The following is a 22,910-nucleotide window of genomic DNA, read 5'->3' as shown; positions in this document are numbered from 1 at the left end:
TGAGTCTCTGGTGTAGGATTCGAAGTAGACTGAAACCGCCCGTGCTCCGCTCACTGCTCTGTGGCTGATCAGGCGGTGTTGGCTGTCGCGGGAGCGAAGATATGTCAGCTAACATGATGTGACCTCTGGTAAACTGATCGAATCCGGGAATACGGAATGTCTCTTTCTCACTCTCTGGCCAACATCCGTTCGGAATGTCCCTCACAGCATACCTGGCGTCGTGCGTTACAGACGGTGGTATCGTATCCCCGATGGCTGGCTTTCTCTCCCCCGAACTGGCGAGTCGCGCGCAGTTCGGCTGGACGATCAGTGTCCACATCATTTTCGCCGCCCTCTCGATCGGGCTGGCCCCGTTTATCGTCTATTTCACCTGGAAGGACGTCCGGACAGAGTCGGCGGTCTACGCCAGACTCCAGTCGTTCTGGCTGAAGATATTCGCCGTCGGCTTCGTCATGGGGACGGTGACGGGAATCCCGATGAGCTTCCAGTTCGGAACCAACTTCCCGGGCTTTTCCGAGGTGGCAGGCGAACTGATCGGCGGCCCACTCGCTTTCGAGGCAAAGATGGCATTCTTTCTGGAAGCCGTCTTCCTCGGTGTGTTGCTCTTTGGCCGCGACCGGGTCAGTGACCTCCAATACGTCGCCTCCTCGGTACTCGTCGGGGTCGGTGCCTGGCTATCGGGCTTTTGGATACTGGTCGTCAACGCCTGGATGCAGACGCCACGGGGCTACGAGATGATCTCCCGCAATGGGATGGAAGTCGCCAGACTGACCGACCCCGTCGCCGCGTTTTTCAACCCCCGGATGGGGTGGATGTACGTCCACATGGTCAATGCGGCCGTCGTCTCCGTTGCCCTCTTTGTCGGCGGTGTCGCCGCCTACTTCGTCTGGAAGAAACGGGACGCGACGGCCTGGCAGCTGGCACTGAAGATGGCTATCGCCGTCTTGCTGGTGACAGCCCCGCTGCAGGCAGTCCACGGTGACGCCTACGCCCGCCACGTCGAGGATACACAGCCACAGAAATTCGCCGCGATGGAGGGCCACTACGAGACCGGACAGGCGGACCTGCATCTCATCGCCATCCCGACGAGTCCCGATTCGATCACGGATCCCCGTGCGGAGAATCTGTTCACTGTGAGCATCCCCGGCGTCGCCTCTTTTCTCGCGAGCGGGGGTGATTTCGGTGCGGAGGTGACGGGACTCGACGCTTACGAGGAGAATCCGCCAGTCCCACTCGTGTTCTGGTCGTTCCGGATCATGGTTGGCCTCGGCTTCCTCTTTATCGGACTGGCGCTGTGGGGCGGTGTTCGTCTCTATCAGGACAGACTCTCCGAGAGCGATCGATATCTCAAGTCGATGATGGCCACTACACCGCTCGGGTTCGGTGCTCTGCTCACGGGCTGGTATGTCACCGAAATCGGCCGCCAGCCGTGGGTCATCCAGGACGTCCTCAAGACCAGCGAGGCAGCCTCACCGACGCTTTCCTCCGCGGAGGCGACGGGGACGCTGGTGCTTTTTGTCGTCGTCTACGTCGGGCTCATACTGGCTGCGCTGGCAGTTCTGAAGTGGCTGATCGAGGACGAACTCGACCGGATCGACGTCCACGAACGCCCGGGCGACAGCGGCCACGGTCCGATTCCGGAGGTGGGTGGTGATGACTGATCTCTCTCCCGGCGGCACGCTCCCGGCAGGGGGAGCCCTGTCGGTCCTGCCGGCGGATCACTACCTCCACCCGTCACTCCCGACTGTCTGGTTCGGGGCCGTCATGTTCGCGCTGACGATGTACCTGGCGCTGGATGGATTCGATTTCGGGATCGGACTGCTGTATGCCACCCGGGACGAGGAAGCCGACCGCGAGACACTCCTCGCGGCGTTCGGGCCGGTCTGGGACGCGAACGAGGTCTGGCTGGTCGCGTTCGGGACGATGTTGCTCGCGGCGTTCCCGCGTGTATACTCGAAACTGCTCGCCGATCACTATCTTGTCACTATCGCGTTCGTCATGGCCTTGCTGTTTCGCGGTGTCGCGCCAGAACTCCGCGAACAGCGCGACGAGGAGCGCTGGCAGCGAGCCTGTGATCGGTCTTTCGTTGCTGGCAGTGCGCTCGCCCCCCTGTTTTTCGGGCTTCTGGCCGGCAGTTGGGTGTTCGCTGTCTCGCCGGTTTCCCTGCCGGCAGTGCTGACCGGTGTTGGACTGGTCGCGCTCTCGGTCGTGACCGGCGCGGCGTTTCTGGCGGCCAAAACCCGGCCGGAACTTGCGGCGTCGGTCAGCCGGTACGGCATCGCTGCCACAGCCGTCTACCTCGTCGGCGTCGTCGCGTTACTCGGGGTCGTCGTCGCGACTGATGCCAGCGGGGCCGGGACCATCCGTTCGATCCCCGGCGTCGCTGTCGTCGTCCTCTCCGCGCTCGCAGGGTGTTTCGGAGTCGTCTTCGCACACCGCGAACAGTACCGAGCCTGGCTGGTGAGTGCGTTTTCGCTCCCGATTTTGTTGGCCACTCTCCTCGGTGCGCTTCTGTACCCGACTATCTACCCCTCGACGGGACTGACAGTCGCCGACGCCGCTGTCTCGCCGCTCGCGCTCAACATGACGACCGTACTCGGCTTTCCGGTCCTGCTGGTCGTCCTCTGGTATTTCAGATTCCTCTATGGCGTGTTCAGCGGGCCTGTCCGGAGTGAATCGTACAGTCCGTAGGGGACTCGAAAATCAGTTGTCAGTGCTGTCCACTGCCGGCGCGGACTCCGTGTCGGTCACACTCTCCGGGATATTTTCTGGTGCGATCCCCTCGAACAGCCCCTCGCCTGCCTCCTCTTCGAGATGCGGGTTGAACAGGCGCAGTGCAGTGTGGATCGTCGTCCAGTCGTCGTTCTCCGCGGCGTCGCGCAGGCTGTTCGTCGGTGAGGCCAAAAGCTGCGAAACGAGCGTATCGGCCATCGACTCGACGACGGCCTCGCTTTCCTCGTCCAGATCGAGTTTCTCGAAGGTCTCTTCTAGCTCTCTGGCCTTGATCCGTTCTGCGCCCTCGTACATCGCGGAGATGACCTGATCGGCCCGTTTTCGCTTGTACTGGTCGAGCAGCCGGTCGAACTCCTCGTCGACGATCGCCTCGACGTGTTTCGCGGCCCCGCGACGCATCTGTCTGGTCTTGTCCGTGACCGCTTCGAGCCTGTCGAGATCGTAGACGGTCAGATGTTCGAACTCGTCGGCCTCGGGCGGGATATCTCGTGGGCGCGTGATATCGACCACGAACGTGTCGCCGACTGCTTCGAGTGTCTCGGGATCGACGATCCACTCGGAACTCCCCGTCGCCGAAATCACCACGTCACCGCGTGTGAACGTCTCGGCGACAGCATCGATCTCGTCGGTTTCGATATCGCTCGACTCCTCGATGTCCTCGGCGACGGACTCTGCTCGTGTGAGTGTCCGGTTCACGAGGATGAGTTCGTCGACGCGCCCGGCGAGTCGGTTCGCCGCCAGTTCGCCCATCTCACCCGCACCGACGACGACCGCAGTCGCGTCGTCGAGCCCGCGTTTCTCGCTCGCGAGCCTGACTGCCGCGCTGGCGAGCGAGACGACCCCCTCGTTGATCGCCGTCTCCGTCCGCGCTCGTTCGCCGACGCGGATCGCTTTCATGACCGCGTCGTCGAGCAGCGATCCGAGCGCGCCCGCCTGCTGTGCCTCCTGGTAAGCGTCGCGGATCTGGCCGAGAATCTGGTCCTCGCCGAGTACCTGTGATTCCAGCCCCGCAGCGACGCGGAGGAGGTGTTCGAGACTCTCCTCGTGGTCGAGGTCGTCGACGATATCCGCCGGGAGATGTCCGAACAGTTCGACGAGAGCTGTCTCACCGTCGACTGGATCCGCCGTCACGATGTACGCTTCGACGCGATTGCAAGTCTTGAGGACGAAACTCTCCTCGACGCCCGGATACGCCAGAAGCTGGTCGGCCATCTCCTGCTGGCTCCCGTCGGCCGCCGCTTCGAGCTGGTCGATCGTAGCCAGCGAATGCGAAATACTGACTCCGGAGATAATCTTGGAGCCTGTCACACTGACTCACCTGTCACGTCTGCGATCACGTCTGTAGCTACCTGTCGAGGATTCGTTCCCTCGGTATCTAAAGCCTTCCATACCGCGTCGCTACTGACAACTGCTCTGAGTGCCGCTCGACGGTCCGGACCGGTCAACTCCTCACGAAGTGACCCCGTCAACGCGGCCATCTGTCCGGCTCCTTCGATCGCTGTCGCCAGCTCCTGGCGGAGATGTCTGCTCACGACGGGGCTCGTCGCACCTGTCGACACCGAGACGACGACCGGGTCGTCCCTGACCGTCGCGGGAACGACGACACTGCCGACATCCCGTTCGCCAGATTCGTCTGCCCGGTTGCGAAGAATCCCCCGCTCGCTCGCAGCATCGTCGATCGCAGCGTTCAGTTCCGGATCGTCGGTCGCGGCCACGACGAGCGCCGGTTCGATCCGTGTTAGCCACTCTTCGACCGATTCCGGTGTCGGTGCAGCGCGAATCAGCTCGGCACCATCGAAGGAGTCGGCTTCGAACCGGGGACTTACCACCACGACATGCGCCTCCGCTGCAAACCGCCTGGCCTTCCGCGCCCCGACAGAGCCGCCACCGAACACCAGCACACACTCGCCGTCGAAATCGTGCATCAGTGGTATCATCCGCTTGTTGCCAGTCAGTCAGGTGTGGATTGGTTTAAAATCCTCGCTGTTTCTCAGTTCCTAACAGTAGGACTCCGGAGGGATCGCAGTGGTCTACTGATCGACGACTCCTTCTTTCGGTGAGTCAGCCTCCCCCCGGACGACCGTGGCTTGGTACCCCGCTTCTCGCACCGCCTCCAGCAGCGCCATCGAATCCGCGTCCGCCTCGTAATAGAAGACGATGTCGAACGAACTGTTCCGGAGTAGCTGCTGGCACTCCCAGACGAACGATTCGTCGTCGAGTGTAAGTCCCTGATGCTGGTTCGAGGAGAAATCAGAGTCGTTGGTCCCCGAGTAGACGAATGTGTTCGTCGGCTCGAACCCCGCGTGCTCTGCGATCAACTCCCCGACCTCGATCGTCGCCTGGTGCATCTCCGTCTCCTGGCTGCCGTCGAAGCCAGTGTGTACGACGAGTCCGTCGAGTTCGATCTCCCCCGGCTGGAGTAACTCCCACGTTCGCCGCCGCAGGTCGTCGTCGATAACGCTGGTCATACCCTGCCTTCTCGCGGGGGAGATTTACCGCTCACGGTTTCGCCGTTTCAAAAATTGTGGAGATGACGGTAGCTTCCGCTACCCAACCCACTGGTCAGCCAGACAGTGAAGCTGCCTTACAGCCGCTCCAGGTTCTTGGCTCGTGGGCCCTTGTCCGCCTCGACGATTTCAAACTCGACCTCTTGACCTTCTTCGAGGTCAGGGCCGCCAACATCCTCCATGTGGAAGAACACGTCTTCGTCCGAATCTTCTGTCTCGATGAAACCGTAGCCGCCTGTGTCGTTGAAGAAATCAACCGTACCTTTCGCCATTGCATCTAGGAGTACGCAGGCACTCTATTAAAATACTGTGGTAGGTATTCACTCACGGTCGTACCTAGTCACAAGCTACTTGAACGTCTTACACTCACCTACAGCTAGATGATCGACCGGCTGCGCAAACCGATCGAGCAGCTGTACGCGCAGGTGCTCGAAACCGAAATCGGCGATCCACCGTCCCACATTGCAGTTATTATGGACGGCAACCGTCGGTATGCGGACACCCAGGGCGTCGAGAAGACCGAGGGCCACCGCGCAGGGGCTGACACGACGGAAGCGATCCTCCGCTGGTCCGAACAGCTCGGGATCGAGGAGATAACGCTGTACGCGTTTTCGACGGAGAATTTCAACCGGCCGGAGGACGAACGGGAGGCACTGTTCGATCTCATCACAGGAAAACTCCGGGAGTTCGCCGACGCCGAAGATGTCCACGAAAACGAGGTCCGGATCCGTGCCATCGGTGAGACACATCGGCTCCCGGAGCGCGTCCAGGAGGCGATCCAGTACGCCGACGAACGAACCGGCAGCTACGACCGGCTATATCTCAACATCGCGCTCGCGTACGGTGGGCGCGCCGAGCTGCTGGGTGCGACGACGGAGATCGCCGGGCAGGTCGACCGTGGGGAACTGGAACCGGCCGAGGTGACAGTCGACACTGTCGAGCAGGCCCTGTTGGACGGGCCGACACAGAGTGTCGATCTCATTATCCGGACCGGTGGGAACGAACGCACGTCGAATTTCCTCCCCTGGCAGGCAAACGGCAACGAAGCTGCCGTCTACTTTTCTGCGCCCTACTGGCCGGAGTTCCGGAAGATCGACTTCTTGCGAGGGCTCAGAACCTACGGGCACCGCGACGAATCGTGGCATCAGACCCGACTTCGCCGTGGCCGTGCAGCGATGACCGTGCTGGCACAGAAGACGAAACGAGGGGTCGCAGGGATCGGTCGGACGCTGCGCGGCGACCCCCCAGCCAGCGACGAGGAGTCAGCCGAGACTCCACCGAAGTCCGTGGATTAACGACCGTCCTCGCCCCTGTCGGTTTGTTTCGGTGAGGACGGCTCCGGGTTACTGGCGGCTGGACTGTCGGTGATGGCTGTCTGCATCCGGTCGGTGAAATCCCAGGTGTACAGCCGTCTGGGCTCGACTGTGATCACGAGTTCCTCCCGCTCGTCGGTCAAAAGCATCGTCGCGAGCTCCGAGTCGGTTCCGCCCAGATACCGCTCGATCAGTGATTCGAGCAGTTCCTTGTCCTCGTCCGGTGACAGCGACGCCGTCCCTGAGCCTCGAACACCCATGTACGGAGGCCGATTCGTCGAGATCTCGAAGCTGACCGAGTCATCCGCTCTGAGAAAGTCCGCAACATCCGAACCGCTGCTGGTGGCACACCTGATCGTTCCGTCGGTGTACTCGTACCACAGCGAGAGCATCCAGAGTCCACCTCGGGAGTGGTGACAGCCAAGTCTGACTGGCACGAGCGATTCGTCGAGAAACGTTTCGATTTCTGATCGTGACCAGGCACCCTTTACTGTCGTCATTGTCTGTCATTTGGAAGCGAGAACCATAGTGTTTGGCCAGGGCAAAGAGAGCCACAGAAACCCCCGATCCGCAGACGGATCAGCCTCCAGCTAATCCGAGTTCGCTAACTGCTCTGCCATTCGCTCGCTGTTCGCCGTGAGAATGCCGTCGAGGTACGTTTCTGGGCAGTAGTTGACCCCGTCAGCGATACACGGGAAGACGCCGGCCAGTGAGCCGTCGATGTAGATTCCGAGCGTCGTCTCTGGTGGCGAGACGGTCCGGTACTGTTCGCCAGTTATCGAGGATTCCACCTCCCTGTGTGTGAAGCCGCTGGACTGGATCCCCCCCTCACGCCAGTTGACCAGCTCCATCACACGCTCCCGAATCTCTGTGCCAGATCTGAGACTCTGGCATTTCTCGCACATACAGATGTCGGGCCCCAGCGCAGTGACATCGTAGGTTCCAATATGATTTTCCGTCTCTGCCCGTTCCAGTTGTTCGATCAGCTCCTGGCGCAGGTCGTGTGTCCCGTGGGCTGGTGCACGGGACCGGACAAAGACCCGCACGCGATGCTCGTTCGCATGTTTCAGCCGCTCGTCGTGCCGTTTCCACCATCGGTCGAGTGAGTCCGATCTATTTCTCATTCTACTCTACTATACAGTATTCCTTCGTTACTCCTGATAGCTTCCTAGAAGTGATTGGGTGGCTCAGAGCGAATACTGTGGATAGTTTCTCTCTAATCGCGATTATTTCTCTCATGTTACACACTGATACAGACAGATTACATATATATACGTACCGTCAGCTTTTCCATCGACGGAAGATTCAAGAGCTATTCGCGCTATTACATATTAATGAGTCAGAAGTCGCTGACACCGGCGCTGCTGGAAACACTGGGGGTGTTTGATAGCTCCGGAGAGCCGCAGTCGACACCCGAGGTGGCCGAGAAACTCGATCTCGGTCGGCGAACTGTGTACGCTCGCCTCGAGCGACTCGTCGAGGAGGGGTTCCTTCGAACGAAAAAGGTGGGTGCGAACGCCCGGGTGTGGTGGCAGCCCGGAGATGACAGCACGGATCTCACTCCGTCGACCAGCGGTCGCTCCACACAGACAGACAGCGAGGCGCCCTACGTCCACCCGTCGACGCCACACGACGTCGAGTTCTGCATGAAACGTGTCCTGGACGAGGCCCCGGCCGGAATCACTGTCACAGATCCCACACAGTCGGACAATCCGATCATCTACGCGAACGACAAATTCCGTGAGTTGACCGGATACTCCACCCAGGAGATCATCGGGCAAAACTGTCGGTTCCTCCAGGGACCGGAGACCGACTCCGAGCCAGTAGCCGAGATGCGGGACGCGATAGATGCGGCAGAGGACGTGTCGGTCGAGCTGCGGAACTACCGGGCGGACGGGACGGAGTTCTGGAATCAGGTTGCGATCACGCCACTCCGGGACGACGATGGATCGGTGATCAACTACGTCGGGTTCCAGCACGATATCACCGAACGCAAACAGCTTGAACTGGAACGCCAGCGCCGGGTTCGCCAGCAGGAGGTGGTGGCGGAACTCGGCCGGAAAGCACTCGAAAACAACGAACTTCACGTGTTGCTCGCGAACGCTGTCGAGCTGGTGGCGGAGACACTAGACATAGATTACTGCAAGGTGCTGGAACTCGATTCGGAGGGTGACAAACTCCACCTCCGGGAGGGGGTGGGGTGGGACGAGGGAATCGTCGGAAATGCCACTGTCTCGGCCGTCGATTCGGACTCTCAGGCCGCCTACACGCTCGCAAAGAAGGGACCAGTCGTCGTCGAGAACCTCGACACCGACGAACGATTCAGCGGCCCCGAACTGCTCACCGACCACGATATCACCAGCGGTATCAGTATCGTGATCGGATCCTTCCGGAATCCGTGGGGGATTCTCGGAACGCACGACCGGGAGCAGCGGGTGTTCTCGGAAGACGACGTAACCTTCGTCAAGTCGGTCGCAAATATCCTCGCAACTGCGATCAACCGACACACCGACAGGCAGGAGCTACAGCGTCAGCGCACGGAGCTGGCGACACTCGTCAATCTGAATACGATCGTCCACGAGACGACAGCGTCTGTGATCGGCAAATCGACCCGCGAGGAGATCGAACAGGCGGTCTGTGACGGAGTTGCAGCCTCTGCATCCTACGAGTTCGCCTGGGTCGCCGAGATCGACTCCCAGGCTGATCGGCTGGACCTTCGGGCCTCGGCTGGCGAGACTGGGGGTGAACCGATCCCGGGATCGATCGAAACGGGCAGCCCGAAACCGTGGGGGCCAGCAGCGACTGCGATCCACGAACAGAAAACACAGGTCGTCCGCGAGAGGACAGACGCTGCAACTGGGCCGTGGCAAGAGGAACCTGGAGCCTCCGAATGCCGATCGGTTGCAGTGATTCCGATCGTTCACGAGGAGACCGTCTACGGCGTCCTCGCTGTGTACGCTGACCGCGCGGATGCGTTCATGCGAGCAGAGAAGACGGTGATCAGCCGACTCGGTGAGGTCGTCGGCCACGCGATCGCGGCTGTCGAACGAAAACGCGCACTGGTGAGCGAAGACGTCGTCGAACTGACCTTCCAGGTGCGGAACGTATTCGAGGAGTTGCCGGACAGCCCCGACGGAACGATCACCTTCGACGAGGTCATTCCGGCGAAAGACGACGCATTCCTCGTGTATGGGACCGCATCTGCCGACGCCAGAGCGGGGATCGAGAATCTCACTGAAACGTGTCCGGCGTGGGAGTCTCTCTCCTTCCAGGCGGAGACGGGTGAGTCCCACTTCGAACTCAAACTCTCCGATCACCCTGTCCTCTCGACACTGCTCTCGCTGGGCGGTACCCACGAGGAATCGATCATCGAAGATGGCGATTACCGGTTGACTGTCCAGCTGGCACCGAGTGCAGATATCAGACGGCTTATCGATGCCGTTCAGGAGAGTTACGACGGGGTCGAGATGGTGACACGGCGGCAAACAACTCGACAGACGGGCTACAGCGAGGCCGCAGCCTACGATATCTCGGAGTCACTGACCGACCGCCAGCAGAGTGCGATCCGGGCGGCCTACCACGCCGGCATGTTCGAGTGGCCACGGGAGAACACCGCCCAGGACATCGCCGACTCACTGGATATCGCACCGTCGACGTTCCACCACCACCTCAGAAAAGCCGAACAGAAAATCGTCGAATCCGTCCTCTCGGCCGAGTAGTCCCACTTGCCTGCGAGACCGGAGCAATCGTCGTTATTCGCCAGACGCCTGCAATCGTCGTTATTCGTCACAGACTCGTCTCTCTGACCTCGTTTTGCGACATCTTTCGTGGATTTTGGGGATGCCGCTGTGTCCAAAGATTTAGATGCGTCTAATTTTTATATTAGTATAATCCAACAAACGCCTATGGATTTCAAACACACCAGATCGGGGATATCACGATGCCCCGGATAGATTACGGTCGCGCAGCAGAGATCACAGAACAGCTCGAAAACCGTCTCGTCGGCTCTCTCGGGGGTGAGACGACCGTCGACCGTCGGACGGTTCTCGGTGGGCTCGGTGTCGCAGGCAGCGCAGCACTCGGGCTCGGTAGTCGGCGGTCGGAGGCCAGCGCCGGCCACGACGATTCCGGCGACCACGGCAACTTCGGTGCCGTCGACGAGTATCGTGATACCCACTTCGATCCCCACGAGTTCCTGACGACGTTCAATACTGGCGCGGACGGTCAGCAGTCCGTCCCACAGCGTATCTACGAAGAGGACGGACGGACAGTGCGGGAGTTCGAACTCACGGCGGTGGATATCACGATCCAGATCGCACCTGGCATCGAGTTCGAAGCCTGGGCGTTCAACGGGCAGGTGCCGGGGCCGACGCTCCGCGCTGTCGAGGGCGATCTGATCCGCGTCGAGTTCAAAAATGTCGGAGCACACGCGCATACGATTCACCCGCACCTGAAGAATGTCGACCCGGCGATGGACGGTATCCCACAGAATGGACCGGGCGTACTCGATACCGACGAATCGTTCACCTACGAGTGGATCGCCCAGCCCGCTGGCGTTCACTTCTATCACTGCCACTCGCTCCCGCTGAAAGAACACGTCCATCGTGGACTGTACGGGATGATTATCGTCGATCCAGATCCAGAACGTGTCAGGGAGAATCCGAGCGACTACGTGACCGATCACCCGAGCCAGATCACCCCGGCGATGACCGACGATCTCGTCGCGGAAGCGGAGACGCGTAATCACGAGTCCGCAGCAAACGACGACGTAAACGAGATGGTGATGGTGATGAACGGGTTCGACACCAATTTCGACGGCGAGAACGAGGTCTACGCCGCGAACACGCGAGCGTTCGCCTACGGTGTCGGGAAGACCGACGCGAAAGGAAACTGGGAGGCAGGTGAGACGAAACGTCCCATCCAGATCGACAGGAACGAACGACAGCGTGTCTATCTGGTCAACGCGACGGAGTTCGACCCCATCAATTCCTTCCACACCCACTCGCAGTTTTTCGACTACTACGATCACGGAACCACACTGACGGCGACGAAGCAGACGGTCGATACGATCATCCAGGCGCAGGCCCAGCGTGGCATCATCGAGCTGGACTACTCGGACCACCAGCCGGGACTGTACATGTTCCACGCACACCAGTCCGAGTTCGCAGAACTGGGCTGGATGAGCTTCTTCGAGGTGGTCTAGATGTCTGATAAGACGACGGACCTGCCGGCAGATGGCACTGTCCAGAGCGAGACGGCGACTGCCCAGCCGTTCGGCCTCCCACGGTGGGTCTCCGCGGTGCTCCCGATTGCGTTGCTCGTGGTCGTGCTGGGGCTGTTCGTGCTCACGTCACCGCTTGCGGGGATACAGGGCGGTGAACCACTCCCCGACGCGACGATCACGCACACTACCTTGCCCAGCGACGATACGGCTGTCCTGCACGTCACGAACAACGGCCCGGAGGAAATCACGATCGCCCAAGTGCTCGTCGACGACGCCTACTGGAACTTCCAGGTCGAGGGAGCAGGTGGCGACCGGACGCTCGCACCGCGAGAGAGCGCGCGCGTCGTCGTCCCCTACAACTGGAACCCCGGCTGGGACCTGCATCTGAATCTCGTGCTCTCGGACGGGGCGACGGTCGGTCACACCATCGTCGCGCCGCAATCCTCGCCCGGATTCAGCGCCGACATCCTGTGGACGCTGGCACTGATCGGGCTGTTCGTCGGGGTCATCCCTGTCGCACTCGGAATGCTGTGGTTCCCGTTCCTCAAAACGATAAGTGATCGGGCCCTGCATGGGGTGCTCCTGTTCGCTGCGGGGGTGCTCGGATTCCTCGCGTTCGACGCCGGTTTCGAGGCGTTCGAACTCGCCGAACGAATACCAGGTGCCTACGAAGGGAATCTGCTCGTCGTCTTCGGCATCGTCGGTGCGCTCTTGCTCGTCCAGACGATCAGCGCGTGGCGCGAGGGCCGCGCTGCCGCCGGTGACAGTCGAGCAAGCAGCGGTCTCTGGATCGCGTATCTCGTGGCCATCGGGATCGGCCTGCACAACCTCGCGGAGGGGCTCGCGATCGGGAGTTCCTTCGCGCTCGGCCGCGTCTCGCTCGGGGCTTTCCTCGTGATCGGATTCATGCTCCACAACGTCACAGAAGGGCCGGCAGTCGTCGCACCGGTGGCTCGTGACGAGCGACCTGCTCTGTGGCACTTCGTCGCCCTCGGCGTGCTCGCCGGTGCGCCCGTCATCCTCGGGGGATGGATCGGAAGCTTCGCTTACTCGCCGACGGTAGGTGCGTTCTTCCTCGCGATCGGTGTCGGCGCAATCCTCCAGGTTGTCTGGGAGATTGCCGGGATGGTCCGCGAGGCGGACGGCCGCGTGGGGAGCGCGACGAATCTGCTTGCCTTCCTGATCGGCTTCGCCGTGATGTACGCGACCGATCTCTTCGTGGTCCTCTAGCGCCCGCAGCAATCCGGGAGGTCTGCCAATTTTGTCTCATAGTGTTTGTTGCGAGTCTTTACCGCCGTAGTGTAACAAGACATCGGTTACATGGCGTGAAACACCGATATTTGTAACGTGGTCACGAAAATTACCGCAACAAACATTATCAATCGAGTTGGAGTCCGGGGGAGCACGATTCCACGTCTGTTGATCGGTGGCAGACGCGTTGTTATTACACCGGTTCGACAACCGGTGTCTCGGTCGCAGTGTCTACCTCGACGATCTCGGTGTCGGCAGTAGTGTTTTCGCGGAGGTGGTCGCCGACCTCGGGGTCGTTTCCGAGTGTTCGACTCAGTATTTTTCGCCAGGTGGCCTGTTGGTTGGTACCGACGACGATGATGTCTGCGTCGAGCTGGGTCGCTTCTTCGAGGATCTCCTCTTCGACGAGATAGCCCTGCCGTATCATTACAGATGCATCGACGCCGTCGAGCGTCGACGAGACTGCCCGCGTTATCTCACGTTTTTGCGCGGTGGTCCCTCTCTGGTGTAAATTGACGTGGAGGACGGTGAGATCTACGGGGGTGTGATCGCGTGCGAGTCGACCAGCAGTCGCGAGGGTCCGAGCGCTCTGCTCTGTGAGCGGGTACCGGATCGGGACGAGAATCGTCGTTTCGTCAGCCATCTAGTGTCACCACTCTATCTGACGAACCCGGCCTTAATTACCCTACTGTAGAAATTATCAAAACGTATACTCTGATGTAATAAAAGAGCAACGACGCTGTAGTACACAGGGATCTGATACTGCCGGCTGTACAAAACTGAAGACTTGTGCCACCCCGGGGTGAGCCGCGCAGCGCGAGGCGATCCTCGGTAGCCGAACGGCTACCGGTGGTGGCGCATATCTTTCCGAATGTACAGCCGGCAGTATGAATACATCGGGCGCCCCGTTTATTTGTGCATCCGTTTCGTAGTACCAGTATGTACGATGACATTCTCTTCCCGACCGATGGAAGCGACGGGGCGGCGGACACCTTCGACCACGTTCTCGATATTGCAGCCACCCACGATGCCACGGTACACATCCTCTTTGTAACCGACACGACTCAAACGAGCGCGACCCGAATACGAAGTGAACTTCTGGATACGCTCGAAGCGGAGGGCGAAGAAATCGTCGCCGAGACCGCTGCCCGTGCAGAACAGCGGGACGTGTCCACTGTAACCGAAGTCGTTCAGGGTGAGCCCTACCGTGAAATCGTCGAGTACGCTGACTCCCGAGAGATCGATCTCGTCGTCATGCCGACGCACGGCCGCCAGGGACTCGAACGCTTCCTTCTCGGCAGTACCACCGAACGTGTTGTCAGGCAGGCGAACGTCCCCGTACTCACAATCCAACCTGACGACGACAGGACGATCGAATACCCGTACCGCAACGTTCTCGTCCCGACCGACGGCAGTGAGTGTGCCAACCAGGCGCTCGCACTGGGGACCGACGTCGCAACTACCCACGGGGCAGCGCTCCATCTCTTGTCTGTCGTGGCTGTCACGAGTCTCGGTGTCGACGTCCGCAGCGAGGTTCGGACGACGGCCCTGGAAGAACGGGCTAACGACCTGATCGAAGATGCGGAGGGGTTCGCAACCAACGCTGGTGTCGACTCGGTTTCGACGACGGTCGGGTACGGAGCGTCGATCCATCGGGCGATTCTCTCCTATCTCGACGATCACGACATCGATCTCGTCGTTATGGGCACACACGGGCGAACGGGTTTCGATCGGTACGTGCTCGGCAGTGTCACGGAATATCTCGTTCGAACGTCTCCAATTCCGGTGCTAACGGTTCGTGAACCCATCTCCGAAGTGTGATCGACGTCTGCAATCCACGAGAAGAGTTGTGATTTCCGGGAACATTTTAAGCCTGCCCTGTGTCCTGTCAATTGAATATATAACTCGGTAGTTCGGAACTGCACGTATTTCGGAATAGAACAGAGGTACCTGCGGCGTCGCCCGGAAGACCCCTCTCGACAGCATGACCCACTACGACTCGGATACGCCGAACTCGGAGCCGTGGCACGCAACATCGACGGACGAGGTTCTGTCTGCGTTAGCAGTCGATGAATCGGGGCTTTCCGCCGACGAAGCAGATCGCAGGCTCACGGAGTCCGGACCAAACGATATCCACGAAGCTGAACGGGCGTCCCTTCTCGATTTGTTCCTCTCACAGTTCCGTAACCCGCTGATTTATCTGCTAATCGTGGCGGCGCTGTTGTCACTCAGTACCGGATTCATTCCCGGTGGTGAGCCGAGTTACGCCGAGGCGGTGTTCATCGTCCTCATCATCGGTGCCAACGGGGTCTTCGGATTCGTCCAGGATTACCAGGCCACCAGGTCTATCGAAGCGCTCCGTGAACTCGCGAGTCCGGATGCGACCGTCCGCCGCGACGGACGAAAACAGTCCATCGAGGCAGAACAGGTGGTCCCGGGTGATATCATATATTTCGAACAGGGGGATGCGATTCCGGCTGATGCCCGGCTACTCGACGCCGACGAGTTACGAACGAACGAGTCCCCACTCACTGGGGAGAGCACACCCGTCGAAAAGACAACCGAACCCGTAGACGACGACTCACCGCTGGCCGAGCGCCACAACATGGTCTTCAAGAACACGACCGTCGTGAAAGGCCGAGGTAGCGCGGTCGTCGTCGAGACTGGCATGGAGACGGAGGTCGGTGGAATCGCGACCCAGCTGGACGAGGCTGACGACCGACAGACTCCGTTCCAGGCCGAAGTCGAACACCTCGGAAAACAGATTGGGGGGCTCGTCGTCTCGCTGATCGTGCTCGTCGTCGCTGTCCAGTATCTGTTCACCGCCACAGATCCAGTGGCGATCCTCCTCGTCGGCATTACCCTCGCTGTTGCGGGCGTCCCGGAGGGATTACCCGCAGTTGTGACGTTCACCTTGGCCCTGGGTGCGCGGGAGATGGTCGACCGGAACGCGCTCGTGAGACGGCTTCCGGTCGTCGAGAGCCTGGGTTCGGTCGACGTGATCGTCACAGACAAGACAGGTACAGTCACGGAAAACCGGATGACGGTAACCCGACTCTACGCTTCGGGATCTGTCGTCGACCTCTCCTCGTCGAACCCGGAATCAGCGACCGGTGACGAGGAGCCTCAGCAAATTGCTGCCGACGGCGATCGAAACTGTCGTCCGGAACTCGTCCCGGTACTGCGATGTGGCTCCCTCTGTACCAACGTCGATCGAACGGATGACGGCGAGTATCGCGGTGACCCGACCGAGGTCGCGCTCCGGCGAGTGGCAGACGAAGCGGGTATCGATCCGGACGCAGACCGGCTCCGAGAGATCCAGTTCTCCTCCGAGCGAAAGCGGATGACCGTCGTCGTCGACGAAGATGAACCCACAGCCTACACGAAAGGGGCACCGGAAGTCGTTCTGGAGAGATGTGACAGTATCCTCGAAGATGGCGAGGTGCGCGAACTCACCGACGAAACGCGACAGGAGATTCTCGACCAGACCCAGTCGTTCGCAGCGGATGCGTTGCGGGTTCTTGGATTCGCGTCGGAAACTGTCGCGGATCCATCGGCCGACGCAGATGCGATCGAGGACGGGATGGTCTTTCTCGGCCTGCAGGGGATGCTCGATCCACCCCGGGCGGAAGTCGAGGATGCAATCGCCGACTGTCGGTCGGCTGGTATTCGGACTGTGCTGGCGACCGGTGATAATCTCACGACAGCTCAGGCCGTCGGTGAGCAGATCGGGCTCGACCCCGACGGCGCAGTTACCGGCAGCGATGTCAGCGAACAGTCGGACGACGAACTGGGACGAACCATCGAAGATACCGACGTGTTCGCCCGGGTGACTCCGGATCACAAGGTTCGCATCCTGAACGCGCTCCAGGACAACGGTCACAACGTCGTGATGACTGGTGACGGCATCAACGACGCACCGGCACTAACCCAGGCAGATGTCGGGGTGGCGATGGGACAGCGTGGCACCGACGTTGCCCGGCAGGCGTCCGATATGATTCTTCGCGACGATAACTTCGCTACGATCCGTGACGCCATCGAAGAGGGACGTGGTATCTTCGAGAACGTCCGCAAGTTCGTCAACTATCTCGTCTCGACCAACACCGGCGAGGTGCTGGTCGTCTTCCTCGGCGTCTTGCTCGGGAGTCTGCTCTTTCCCGGACGGTTCTCGGGGACGTCACAGGCGCTGATCCTGACACCGATCCTGATTCTCTGGATCAATCTCGTCGCGGATACGCTTCCGGCGCTCGCTCTGGGGGCAGACCCACACGCTGATGGGCTCATGGACCGTCCGCCACGCCCGACAGACGAGGGGGTGATCAATACACGTGTGCTCGTGTCGATCCTGACGATCGCGGTCCTGCTGGCGGTAACTGGGTTGGGGATCTTTTTCTACGCGCTCGACCGCACGGGCTCGCTTCTCCGTGCGCAGTCACTACTGTTCACGTTCATCGTCGTGGTGGAACTGATCCGCATCCAGGTCATTCGCTCGCGGTACAACCAGTCGCTTCGCTCGAATCTGTGGCTAGTCGGTGCGATCGGTGTGTCGCTGCTCGTCCACCTTGTCGTTCTGTACACGCCGCTTCGCAACTTCTTCCAGGTCGTTCCCCTCACGCTCACAGAATGGGGATGGATCGCCGCTGGATTCGTCGTATTCCTCGTTCTCAACGTTGCCGTAGCAAGGATGAACAGTCGGATCTTCGAATCACAGACATCGAATTAGAAGCGAGATGGATGAACTGGGCGACCCGTTCCTGATTCTTGCTGGATTTTTCGACGCTCGATCCCGTGTCGTTCTCGAATCCGTCCTTGAGTCGTCTGTTTGCACCCTATTGGTTTTCCCGCTGTTTCACTTTGTTCAGGTCCCTGAAATCCACTGTGGATTCTCGTGAAAATAAGTTGTGTTTCGGGTTCAAGGATATTGATACCATCTGGTACAGTCCTCGAAACGCAACCGTATATAAAACAGTGTGGAGTGGCTAGTCACCGAGTCTTGCCTGGCGTGCCCAGCAGACGGAACCTGTTTCGTAAATTTGGATCGTATGTCAGCCCCGGTTGGTCATACTGCCGGCTGTAAATTCGTAAAGATATGCGCTACCCCGGGGTGACGCAATTCTTCAGTTTCTTACAGCCGGCAGTATCAGTCCGTCATACTAATCGAAGCGCACAATGTTCTTGAGTCGTGTGATTGTCTATCTCGTGTCTTACCGACTGTCTCACTGAAGTTTATATAACTACTAGTTGAATACTATTACATGTCATTAGATAATGGTAGGAAAGATATTCTGCTGCGCCAGGGGATAGACCAGATATTCGAGAATCTGTCTAACAGTCACCGCCGCCTGATCCTCCTGTTGTTAAAACAGGGACGGATTAAAACGGAAACAGATGTGATGGTTCGGGGAGGAAACAATTCAACAGAGGCTGAACTGGCCCTGATTCACAATCATTTACCACGACTTGACGATGCAGGGTACATCGAATGGGAGCGAGACAGTGGTGATATCTCGAAAGGGCCACGCTTCGAAGAGATCGAACCACTGCTTGAACTGATCGAAACCCACGCCGACGAACTCCCTGCTGACTGGCCCTGAAATCAACTCTCACATCTGGTCTTGATTCTTGTGCACACGATGGCAAGTATTGACAGATTCATACGCTCAGCACATTTTTGACGGTTTGATGTTTCGAAATAGTCTAGCGCACCGCAGGATTATTATTAGTACTTGAGTAACTGATTGTATGCCTCTTGCTCGTCCCGTCACAATTCTCCATGTGGACGATGAGGCCACATTCGGTGACTTCGTCCAAACTGTTCTGCCACAGGAACGAGAGAACTTCGATGTCGTAACCAAAACTAACCCACAAGATGTGTTACCCTATCTCGATGCGAACGACGTCGATTGCGTTGTCAGCGATTTTGATATGCCACAGTCGAATGGTCTCAATCTGCTCGAAACTGTTCGAGAAGAGTACCCGGCTCTCCCATTTATTCTTTTTACTGGCAAAGGGACCGAGAAAGTCGCTAGTAAAGCAATCTCCGCTGGCGTGACTGATTATCTCCAGAAAGAGCGCGGGAAAGACCAGTTCAAGCTTCTCGCAAATCGTATCGAGAACGCAGTTGAATCCAACGAACACCAGCAGAAAGTTGCAGAGATGAACCGCCGGTTTGAGGCCGTGTTGGAGACGATGTCGGCAGCAGTCTTTCTAAAAAATACAAACGGACGGTACCTGCTGGTGAACGATGCCTTCCGGGATCTATTCGGGATGGCTAACGAGAAAGATATCACCGGGATTACCGACGGGGATCTGTTCCCGCAAGACCAGATTGAGAAATACCAAGAAGATGATACACAGGTACTCCAAACCGGTGAGATGGTCGAAACGATCGAGCAAGTCCCCACAGACGCAGGCATGCAGACTCATCTTACGCGAAAGTCCCCAGTGTACGATGAGAACGGAGAAATAAATGCTATCTGTGGGGTCACAACGGACATTACAGAGCAAAAGAAACGCGAGGAGACGATTCGCACGCTCAAAGAGCGGTTCGAGCTGGCTGTCGAGGGTGCAAATCTCGGTGTCTGGGACTGGGATATGACGACTGACGCCGTTGAATTTAACGAACAGTGGGCGAGGATGCTTGGCTACTCAATCGACGATATTGAACCGACGTTAGATGCCTGGGAGCGTCGCGTTCATCCAGATGATTTACCCGCAGTCGAAGAAGCCTTGGAGGCGCATAAGAACGGAGAAACACGATATTACGACACCGAACATCGAATGCGAACAGCAGGCGGTGAGTGGAAATGGATTCGAGATATCGGACAGATCTTCGAACGTGGAGCAGATGGAACGCCACAGCGGGCTGTTGGGATTCATATCGACATTGACGATCGCAAGCGTGCTGAACGGGCACTCAAAGAAGAGCGTGACCTGTTTACCCGTGGGCCCGTGGTCGTCTTCAGATGGGAAGAGACGGAACAGTGGCCCGTCAACTATGTTTCCTCAAATGTGACAGAGGTGCTCGGTTACCAGTCCGAGGCGTTTCTCTCGGAGACGATCCAGTTCGTGGATATCATCCACGAGGACGATCGGAGTCGCGTTCTCACCGAGTGGCAACGACAAGACGAGACGACTGATTCGTTCTCTTTTGACCCATACCGAGTCCAGACAAAGGAAGGGGATGTGCGATGGGTACTCTGTCAGACAATCAAGCCCCACGGTGATGGGATTTCAGAACGGATCGGATATATCATCGATATCACTGAACAACGGAAAGCTGAACAGGAACTCGACGAGTATGCGACGACGTTCAGTGAACTCCAGGAAACAACGCGGAAACTCCTCCGTGCAACGGAACCGGAGGAGGCAGCAACGGTTGTGATCGACAGTCTCGAAACAGTTTTCGAATTCGACGTGGCAGGCATTTGGCTGTCCAACGAGTCGCAGACACGGCTTGAACCAACTGCCATCACCAACCGTGGGAAACAATTGATTGACCAACAGCCAACCTACTCTGCCGAGACGGAATCGCTGTCATGGGACGCCTTCGTCAATCAGCGAATGCGCAAAATCGACGATATGAGCGCACACGAAAAACGACATAATCCGCAGTCTCCGATCCAGAGTGAACTCATTGTCCCGCTGGGCGAGTATGGGATCTTGAATATCGGGTCTGAAACGACCGCTGCGTTTACTGCACAGGATGCGACTCGTATCGAGGTTTGGGCAGATACAGTCACCTCGGCACTGGCCAGACTCGATCAGATACAGCAACTCAGAGCGCGCGAGAACGAACTCCAACGGGAACGTGACCGTCTCGACGAATTCGCCAGTTTCGTCTCTCATGATCTTCGCAATCCACTGAATATGGCCTATCTTCGTCTTGAATTAGCGGCAGACGACTGCGATAGTCCTCATTTGGACGACGTACAACAGGCACTTGATCGGATGGAGGAACTGACTGATGACCTGTTGGCGCTTGCCCAACAGGGCGATACGATTGGAGAAACCGAATCAGTCCACCTCGAACAGCTTGTGTCACAATGCTGGAATAACACCGAAGCAGGCGGTGCAAAACTCGATATACAGACAGACGCGATAATCGATACGGATCGAAGCCGTCTGACAAGTCTGATTGAAAACCTCTTTGCGAATGCTGTTGATCACGGTGGTGATGATGTGACGGTTACTGTCGGTACGCTACCTCACGAGCGTGGCTTCTACGTCGCTGACGACGGGCCTGGTATTCCTGCAGACGAGCGTGAACAGATATTCAAGAGTGGGTATTCAACCGACAATGGGAGTACTGGATTCGGATTAGCTATTGTTGAGCAGATCGCAGACGCACACGACTGGGATATATACGTTACAGAGAGCCAAACTGGTGGCGCACGATTCGATATTACTGATGTTGTATTCTCTACTGAATAGGTTTCTGTATGTACTCCACTACGCCTGAAACGCAGCGGGAATGATACCTGTTGTGCTATTTCATTTTTGAGCTGGATGAACCCACCTTTGGCTGCCAGCTCAGTCGACGCCGAGAGTCGCCGTCACTCATCGCCGTCCGTGCCGAATCGCTCGCGCGCCTCCTCGGCGCTCATCGTTCGCCCCTGGCGGATATCCCCGAGCGCGGTAGGTCAGGGTAGTTCACAACTGAGCCTCTGTATTTAGCACCTTTTTGACAGTATTCTGGCAGTCTGTTTTACCCTGCTGAATAGAGGGTGCGTCTCTCTCACTCAATCGAGCATTTTTTAGAACGATGGTGGGGGACAACGGTCAAGCCTCTAGAATGGTAACTCGACACATGGCACAACGAGACTCAACAAAATCGCTCGAATGCCGGTGTACACGGTGTAAGTACAACAGCAACGGCACGTGCGGGTATCAGGGACGACTGCTCATCAATTCAAATGGCGAGTGTGAAATGATGGAAACGGGGTTCGGTGGGCCTCCCGGGCCACACGGGGAAAACGCCGAGGAGTAATACTGTCGGCTGTACAAAACTGACAAATTGCGCCACCCCGGGGTGAGCCGAGCAGCGCGAGGCGATCCTCGGTAGCCGTTCGGCTACCGGTGGTAGCGCATATCTTTCCGAATGTACAGCCGGCAGTATAAGCTGTCTCGATAGGATCGGTCAGTATTTCTCTGCGTAGCTTTCGGAATGGGAACTACGAGTTCTATATTCAGTATACGATTTCTTCCAGCTCTCAGACAGATTGCGCTGGATCATAATAAATACGCGCGTATTCAGCACAGAGAGTGAGAAAGAGGATGCTGGCCTGCTACGCTGAATACCAGTCACGTCGAATGATACAATTTGGGTGGTAAACTACTATATGACTACTCGTTGTAACTTCTCTTGGGGTGAACCATGAGCAGCACCGAAACCGTGCTTGACCATCATCTTGAGGCATTTGTCAATCAAGACCGTGACGAGATCATGATCGATTACGGTGACGACTCGGTCGTCGTCACGAACATGGGGGTCTTCCGCGGCCTCGACGGGATCGAGCGACTGTTCACGGATCTGTTGTACGAATTCTCCCAAGAAGACGCAACCATTGAACTGAACGACACCATTGTCCAGGGTGATTTTGCCTATCTTCTGTGGCACGGCGAAACGCCGGACAACATCTATGAATTCTGTACCGCCACGTTTTATATTCCCGACGAGACGATCACGTTCCAGAGTTTTGCCGGCAAAATCCAGCCCCAGAATTGATTAAATATAACCGATGACTACGATACCCCAATCTCCCATTTTAATCACGTACACAGAGTTCTGACGCACGCTCTGTATCCATCACGCACTAACTAACAGAATCACTATCGATTGGTGCCTGCCGCACTGAATACAGCGCGCGTCTCTCGCATCTT

18 protein-coding genes are annotated in these 22,910 nt (G+C 58.1%); 11 read left to right on the top strand and 7 right to left on the bottom strand.

Annotation, left to right across the window (positions count from 1 at the left end):
* Positions 1–251 precede the first annotated feature (251 nt).
* Positions 252–1,661 carry a cytochrome ubiquinol oxidase subunit I gene (locus EOW68_RS04990; protein ID WP_431358752.1) on the top strand — a complete coding sequence of 470 codons (1,410 nt, stop codon included), beginning with the start codon at positions 252–254 and terminating at the stop codon, positions 1,659–1,661.
* A complete protein-coding gene (locus tag EOW68_RS04985) occupies positions 1,654–2,691 on the top strand; it encodes a cytochrome d ubiquinol oxidase subunit II (protein ID WP_128224060.1) in 1,038 nt (345 codons plus the stop codon). The genes EOW68_RS04990 and EOW68_RS04985 overlap by 8 nt, the downstream gene beginning before the upstream one ends.
* Before the next feature lie 12 nt (positions 2,692–2,703).
* Here the strand turns inward: EOW68_RS04985 and hemA are convergent, their stop codons facing one another.
* The 4 genes from hemA to EOW68_RS04965 form a co-directional block, all read right to left on the bottom strand.
* Positions 2,704–4,041 carry a glutamyl-tRNA reductase gene (gene hemA, locus EOW68_RS04980; RefSeq protein WP_128224059.1) on the bottom strand — a complete coding sequence of 446 codons (1,338 nt, stop codon included), beginning with the start codon at positions 4,039–4,041 and terminating at the stop codon, positions 2,704–2,706.
* Positions 4,038–4,670 (bottom strand): precorrin-2 dehydrogenase/sirohydrochlorin ferrochelatase family protein, encoded by a 633-nt coding sequence (locus tag EOW68_RS04975; RefSeq protein WP_128224058.1) that lies wholly within the window; start codon positions 4,668–4,670, stop codon positions 4,038–4,040. Before EOW68_RS04975 ends, hemA begins: the two co-directional genes overlap by 4 nt.
* A 93-nt stretch (positions 4,671–4,763) precedes the next feature.
* Positions 4,764–5,201, bottom strand: a complete 438-nt coding sequence (locus EOW68_RS04970) for a DUF5778 family protein (RefSeq protein ID WP_128224057.1) — start codon at positions 5,199–5,201, stop codon at positions 4,764–4,766.
* A gap of 116 nt (positions 5,202–5,317) precedes the next feature.
* Positions 5,318–5,512: a cold-shock protein gene (locus tag EOW68_RS04965; protein WP_128224056.1), complete on the bottom strand. Its 195-nt coding sequence runs from the start codon at positions 5,510–5,512 to the stop codon at positions 5,318–5,320.
* Between the two features lie 108 nt (positions 5,513–5,620).
* Between EOW68_RS04965 and uppS the strand changes: the two genes are divergently transcribed.
* On the top strand, positions 5,621–6,535 hold the full coding sequence (gene uppS / locus EOW68_RS04960) for a polyprenyl diphosphate synthase (protein ID WP_128224055.1): 915 nt from the start codon (positions 5,621–5,623) through the stop codon (positions 6,533–6,535).
* Here uppS and EOW68_RS04955 read toward each other — a convergent pair.
* Both EOW68_RS04955 and EOW68_RS04950 read right to left on the bottom strand, forming a co-directional pair.
* Positions 6,532–7,053, bottom strand: a complete 522-nt coding sequence (locus EOW68_RS04955) for a pyridoxamine 5'-phosphate oxidase family protein (protein WP_431358751.1) — start codon at positions 7,051–7,053, stop codon at positions 6,532–6,534. The two genes, uppS and EOW68_RS04955, sit on opposite strands and share 4 nt — an antisense overlap.
* 90 nt (positions 7,054–7,143) lie before the next feature.
* Positions 7,144–7,677, bottom strand: a complete 534-nt coding sequence (locus EOW68_RS04950) for an HTH domain-containing protein (protein ID WP_128224054.1) — start codon at positions 7,675–7,677, stop codon at positions 7,144–7,146.
* Positions 7,678–7,887: 210 nt separating this feature from the next.
* On the opposite strand from EOW68_RS04950, the gene EOW68_RS04945 reads away from it, so the two are divergent.
* The 3 genes from EOW68_RS04945 to EOW68_RS04935 all read left to right on the top strand — a co-directional run bounded on the left by EOW68_RS04945 (position 7,888) and on the right by EOW68_RS04935 (position 13,007).
* A complete protein-coding gene (locus EOW68_RS04945) occupies positions 7,888–10,272 on the top strand; it encodes a bacterio-opsin activator domain-containing protein (protein ID WP_128224053.1) in 2,385 nt (794 codons plus the stop codon).
* 221 nt (positions 10,273–10,493) lie between these two features.
* On the top strand, positions 10,494–11,756 hold the full coding sequence (locus tag EOW68_RS04940) for a multicopper oxidase domain-containing protein (RefSeq protein ID WP_128224052.1): 1,263 nt from the start codon (positions 10,494–10,496) through the stop codon (positions 11,754–11,756).
* A complete protein-coding gene (locus tag EOW68_RS04935) occupies positions 11,757–13,007 on the top strand; it encodes a ZIP family metal transporter (protein WP_128224051.1) in 1,251 nt (416 codons plus the stop codon).
* Between the two features lie 214 nt (positions 13,008–13,221).
* Here EOW68_RS04935 and EOW68_RS04930 read toward each other — a convergent pair whose 3' ends face one another.
* Positions 13,222–13,671 (bottom strand): universal stress protein, encoded by a 450-nt coding sequence (locus EOW68_RS04930; protein WP_128224050.1) that lies wholly within the window; start codon positions 13,669–13,671, stop codon positions 13,222–13,224.
* Positions 13,672–13,967: 296 nt separating this feature from the next.
* On the opposite strand from EOW68_RS04930, the gene EOW68_RS04925 reads away from it, so the two are divergent.
* From EOW68_RS04925 to EOW68_RS04895, 5 genes are all read left to right on the top strand, one after another.
* Positions 13,968–14,849 carry a universal stress protein gene (locus EOW68_RS04925; RefSeq protein ID WP_128224049.1) on the top strand — a complete coding sequence of 294 codons (882 nt, stop codon included), beginning with the start codon at positions 13,968–13,970 and terminating at the stop codon, positions 14,847–14,849.
* Positions 14,850–15,012: 163 nt separating this feature from the next.
* Positions 15,013–17,751 carry a cation-translocating P-type ATPase gene (locus EOW68_RS04920; RefSeq protein ID WP_128224048.1) on the top strand — a complete coding sequence of 913 codons (2,739 nt, stop codon included), beginning with the start codon at positions 15,013–15,015 and terminating at the stop codon, positions 17,749–17,751.
* Positions 17,752–18,283: 532 nt separating this feature from the next.
* Positions 18,284–18,622: a DUF7344 domain-containing protein gene (locus tag EOW68_RS04915; RefSeq protein ID WP_431358750.1), complete on the top strand. Its 339-nt coding sequence runs from the start codon at positions 18,284–18,286 to the stop codon at positions 18,620–18,622.
* Positions 18,623–18,803: 181 nt separating this feature from the next.
* Entirely contained in the window at positions 18,804–21,461 is a 2,658-nt protein-coding gene (locus EOW68_RS04910; protein WP_431358749.1) for a PAS domain S-box protein, read from the top strand.
* Between the two features lie 943 nt (positions 21,462–22,404).
* On the top strand, positions 22,405–22,755 hold the full coding sequence (locus tag EOW68_RS04895) for a nuclear transport factor 2 family protein (protein WP_128224045.1): 351 nt from the start codon (positions 22,405–22,407) through the stop codon (positions 22,753–22,755).
* The last annotated feature ends 155 nt before the right edge of the window (positions 22,756–22,910 follow it).

Origin of the sequence: Halovenus amylolytica, assembly GCA_004015825.1 — an archaeon.
Classification (GTDB): Archaea; Halobacteriota; Halobacteria; order Halobacteriales; family Haloarculaceae; genus Halovenus; species Halovenus amylolytica.
Note: the sequence above shows the minus strand (reverse complement) of the source record. Positions and strands in the feature narration are given on the sequence as shown.

Excerpts from the sequence above, each read along its gene's own strand:
- EOW68_RS04895 (WP_128224045.1), top strand. The coding sequence starts at position 22,405 with ATGAGCAGCACCGAAACCGTGCTTGACCATCATCTTGAGGCATTTGTC.
- EOW68_RS04915 (WP_431358750.1), top strand. The coding sequence starts at position 18,284 with ATGTCATTAGATAATGGTAGGAAAGATATTCTGCTGCGCCAGGGGATA.
- EOW68_RS04970 (WP_128224057.1), bottom strand. The coding sequence starts at position 5,201 with ATGACCAGCGTTATCGACGACGACCTGCGGCGGCGAACGTGGGAGTTA.
- EOW68_RS04925 (WP_128224049.1), top strand. The coding sequence starts at position 13,968 with ATGTACGATGACATTCTCTTCCCGACCGATGGAAGCGACGGGGCGGCG.
- EOW68_RS04965 (WP_128224056.1), bottom strand. The coding sequence starts at position 5,512 with ATGGCGAAAGGTACGGTTGATTTCTTCAACGACACAGGCGGCTACGGT.
- uppS (WP_128224055.1), top strand. The coding sequence starts at position 5,621 with ATGATCGACCGGCTGCGCAAACCGATCGAGCAGCTGTACGCGCAGGTG.
- EOW68_RS04990 (WP_431358752.1), top strand. The coding sequence starts at position 252 with ATGGCTGGCTTTCTCTCCCCCGAACTGGCGAGTCGCGCGCAGTTCGGC.
- EOW68_RS04975 (WP_128224058.1), bottom strand. The coding sequence starts at position 4,670 with ATGATACCACTGATGCACGATTTCGACGGCGAGTGTGTGCTGGTGTTC.
- EOW68_RS04930 (WP_128224050.1), bottom strand. The coding sequence starts at position 13,671 with ATGGCTGACGAAACGACGATTCTCGTCCCGATCCGGTACCCGCTCACA.
- EOW68_RS04985 (WP_128224060.1), top strand. The coding sequence starts at position 1,654 with ATGACTGATCTCTCTCCCGGCGGCACGCTCCCGGCAGGGGGAGCCCTG.
- EOW68_RS04955 (WP_431358751.1), bottom strand. The coding sequence starts at position 7,053 with ATGACGACAGTAAAGGGTGCCTGGTCACGATCAGAAATCGAAACGTTT.
- EOW68_RS04935 (WP_128224051.1), top strand. The coding sequence starts at position 11,757 with ATGTCTGATAAGACGACGGACCTGCCGGCAGATGGCACTGTCCAGAGC.
- EOW68_RS04940 (WP_128224052.1), top strand. The coding sequence starts at position 10,494 with ATGCCCCGGATAGATTACGGTCGCGCAGCAGAGATCACAGAACAGCTC.
- EOW68_RS04920 (WP_128224048.1), top strand. The coding sequence starts at position 15,013 with ATGACCCACTACGACTCGGATACGCCGAACTCGGAGCCGTGGCACGCA.
- EOW68_RS04950 (WP_128224054.1), bottom strand. The coding sequence starts at position 7,677 with ATGAGAAATAGATCGGACTCACTCGACCGATGGTGGAAACGGCACGAC.
- EOW68_RS04945 (WP_128224053.1), top strand. The coding sequence starts at position 7,888 with ATGAGTCAGAAGTCGCTGACACCGGCGCTGCTGGAAACACTGGGGGTG.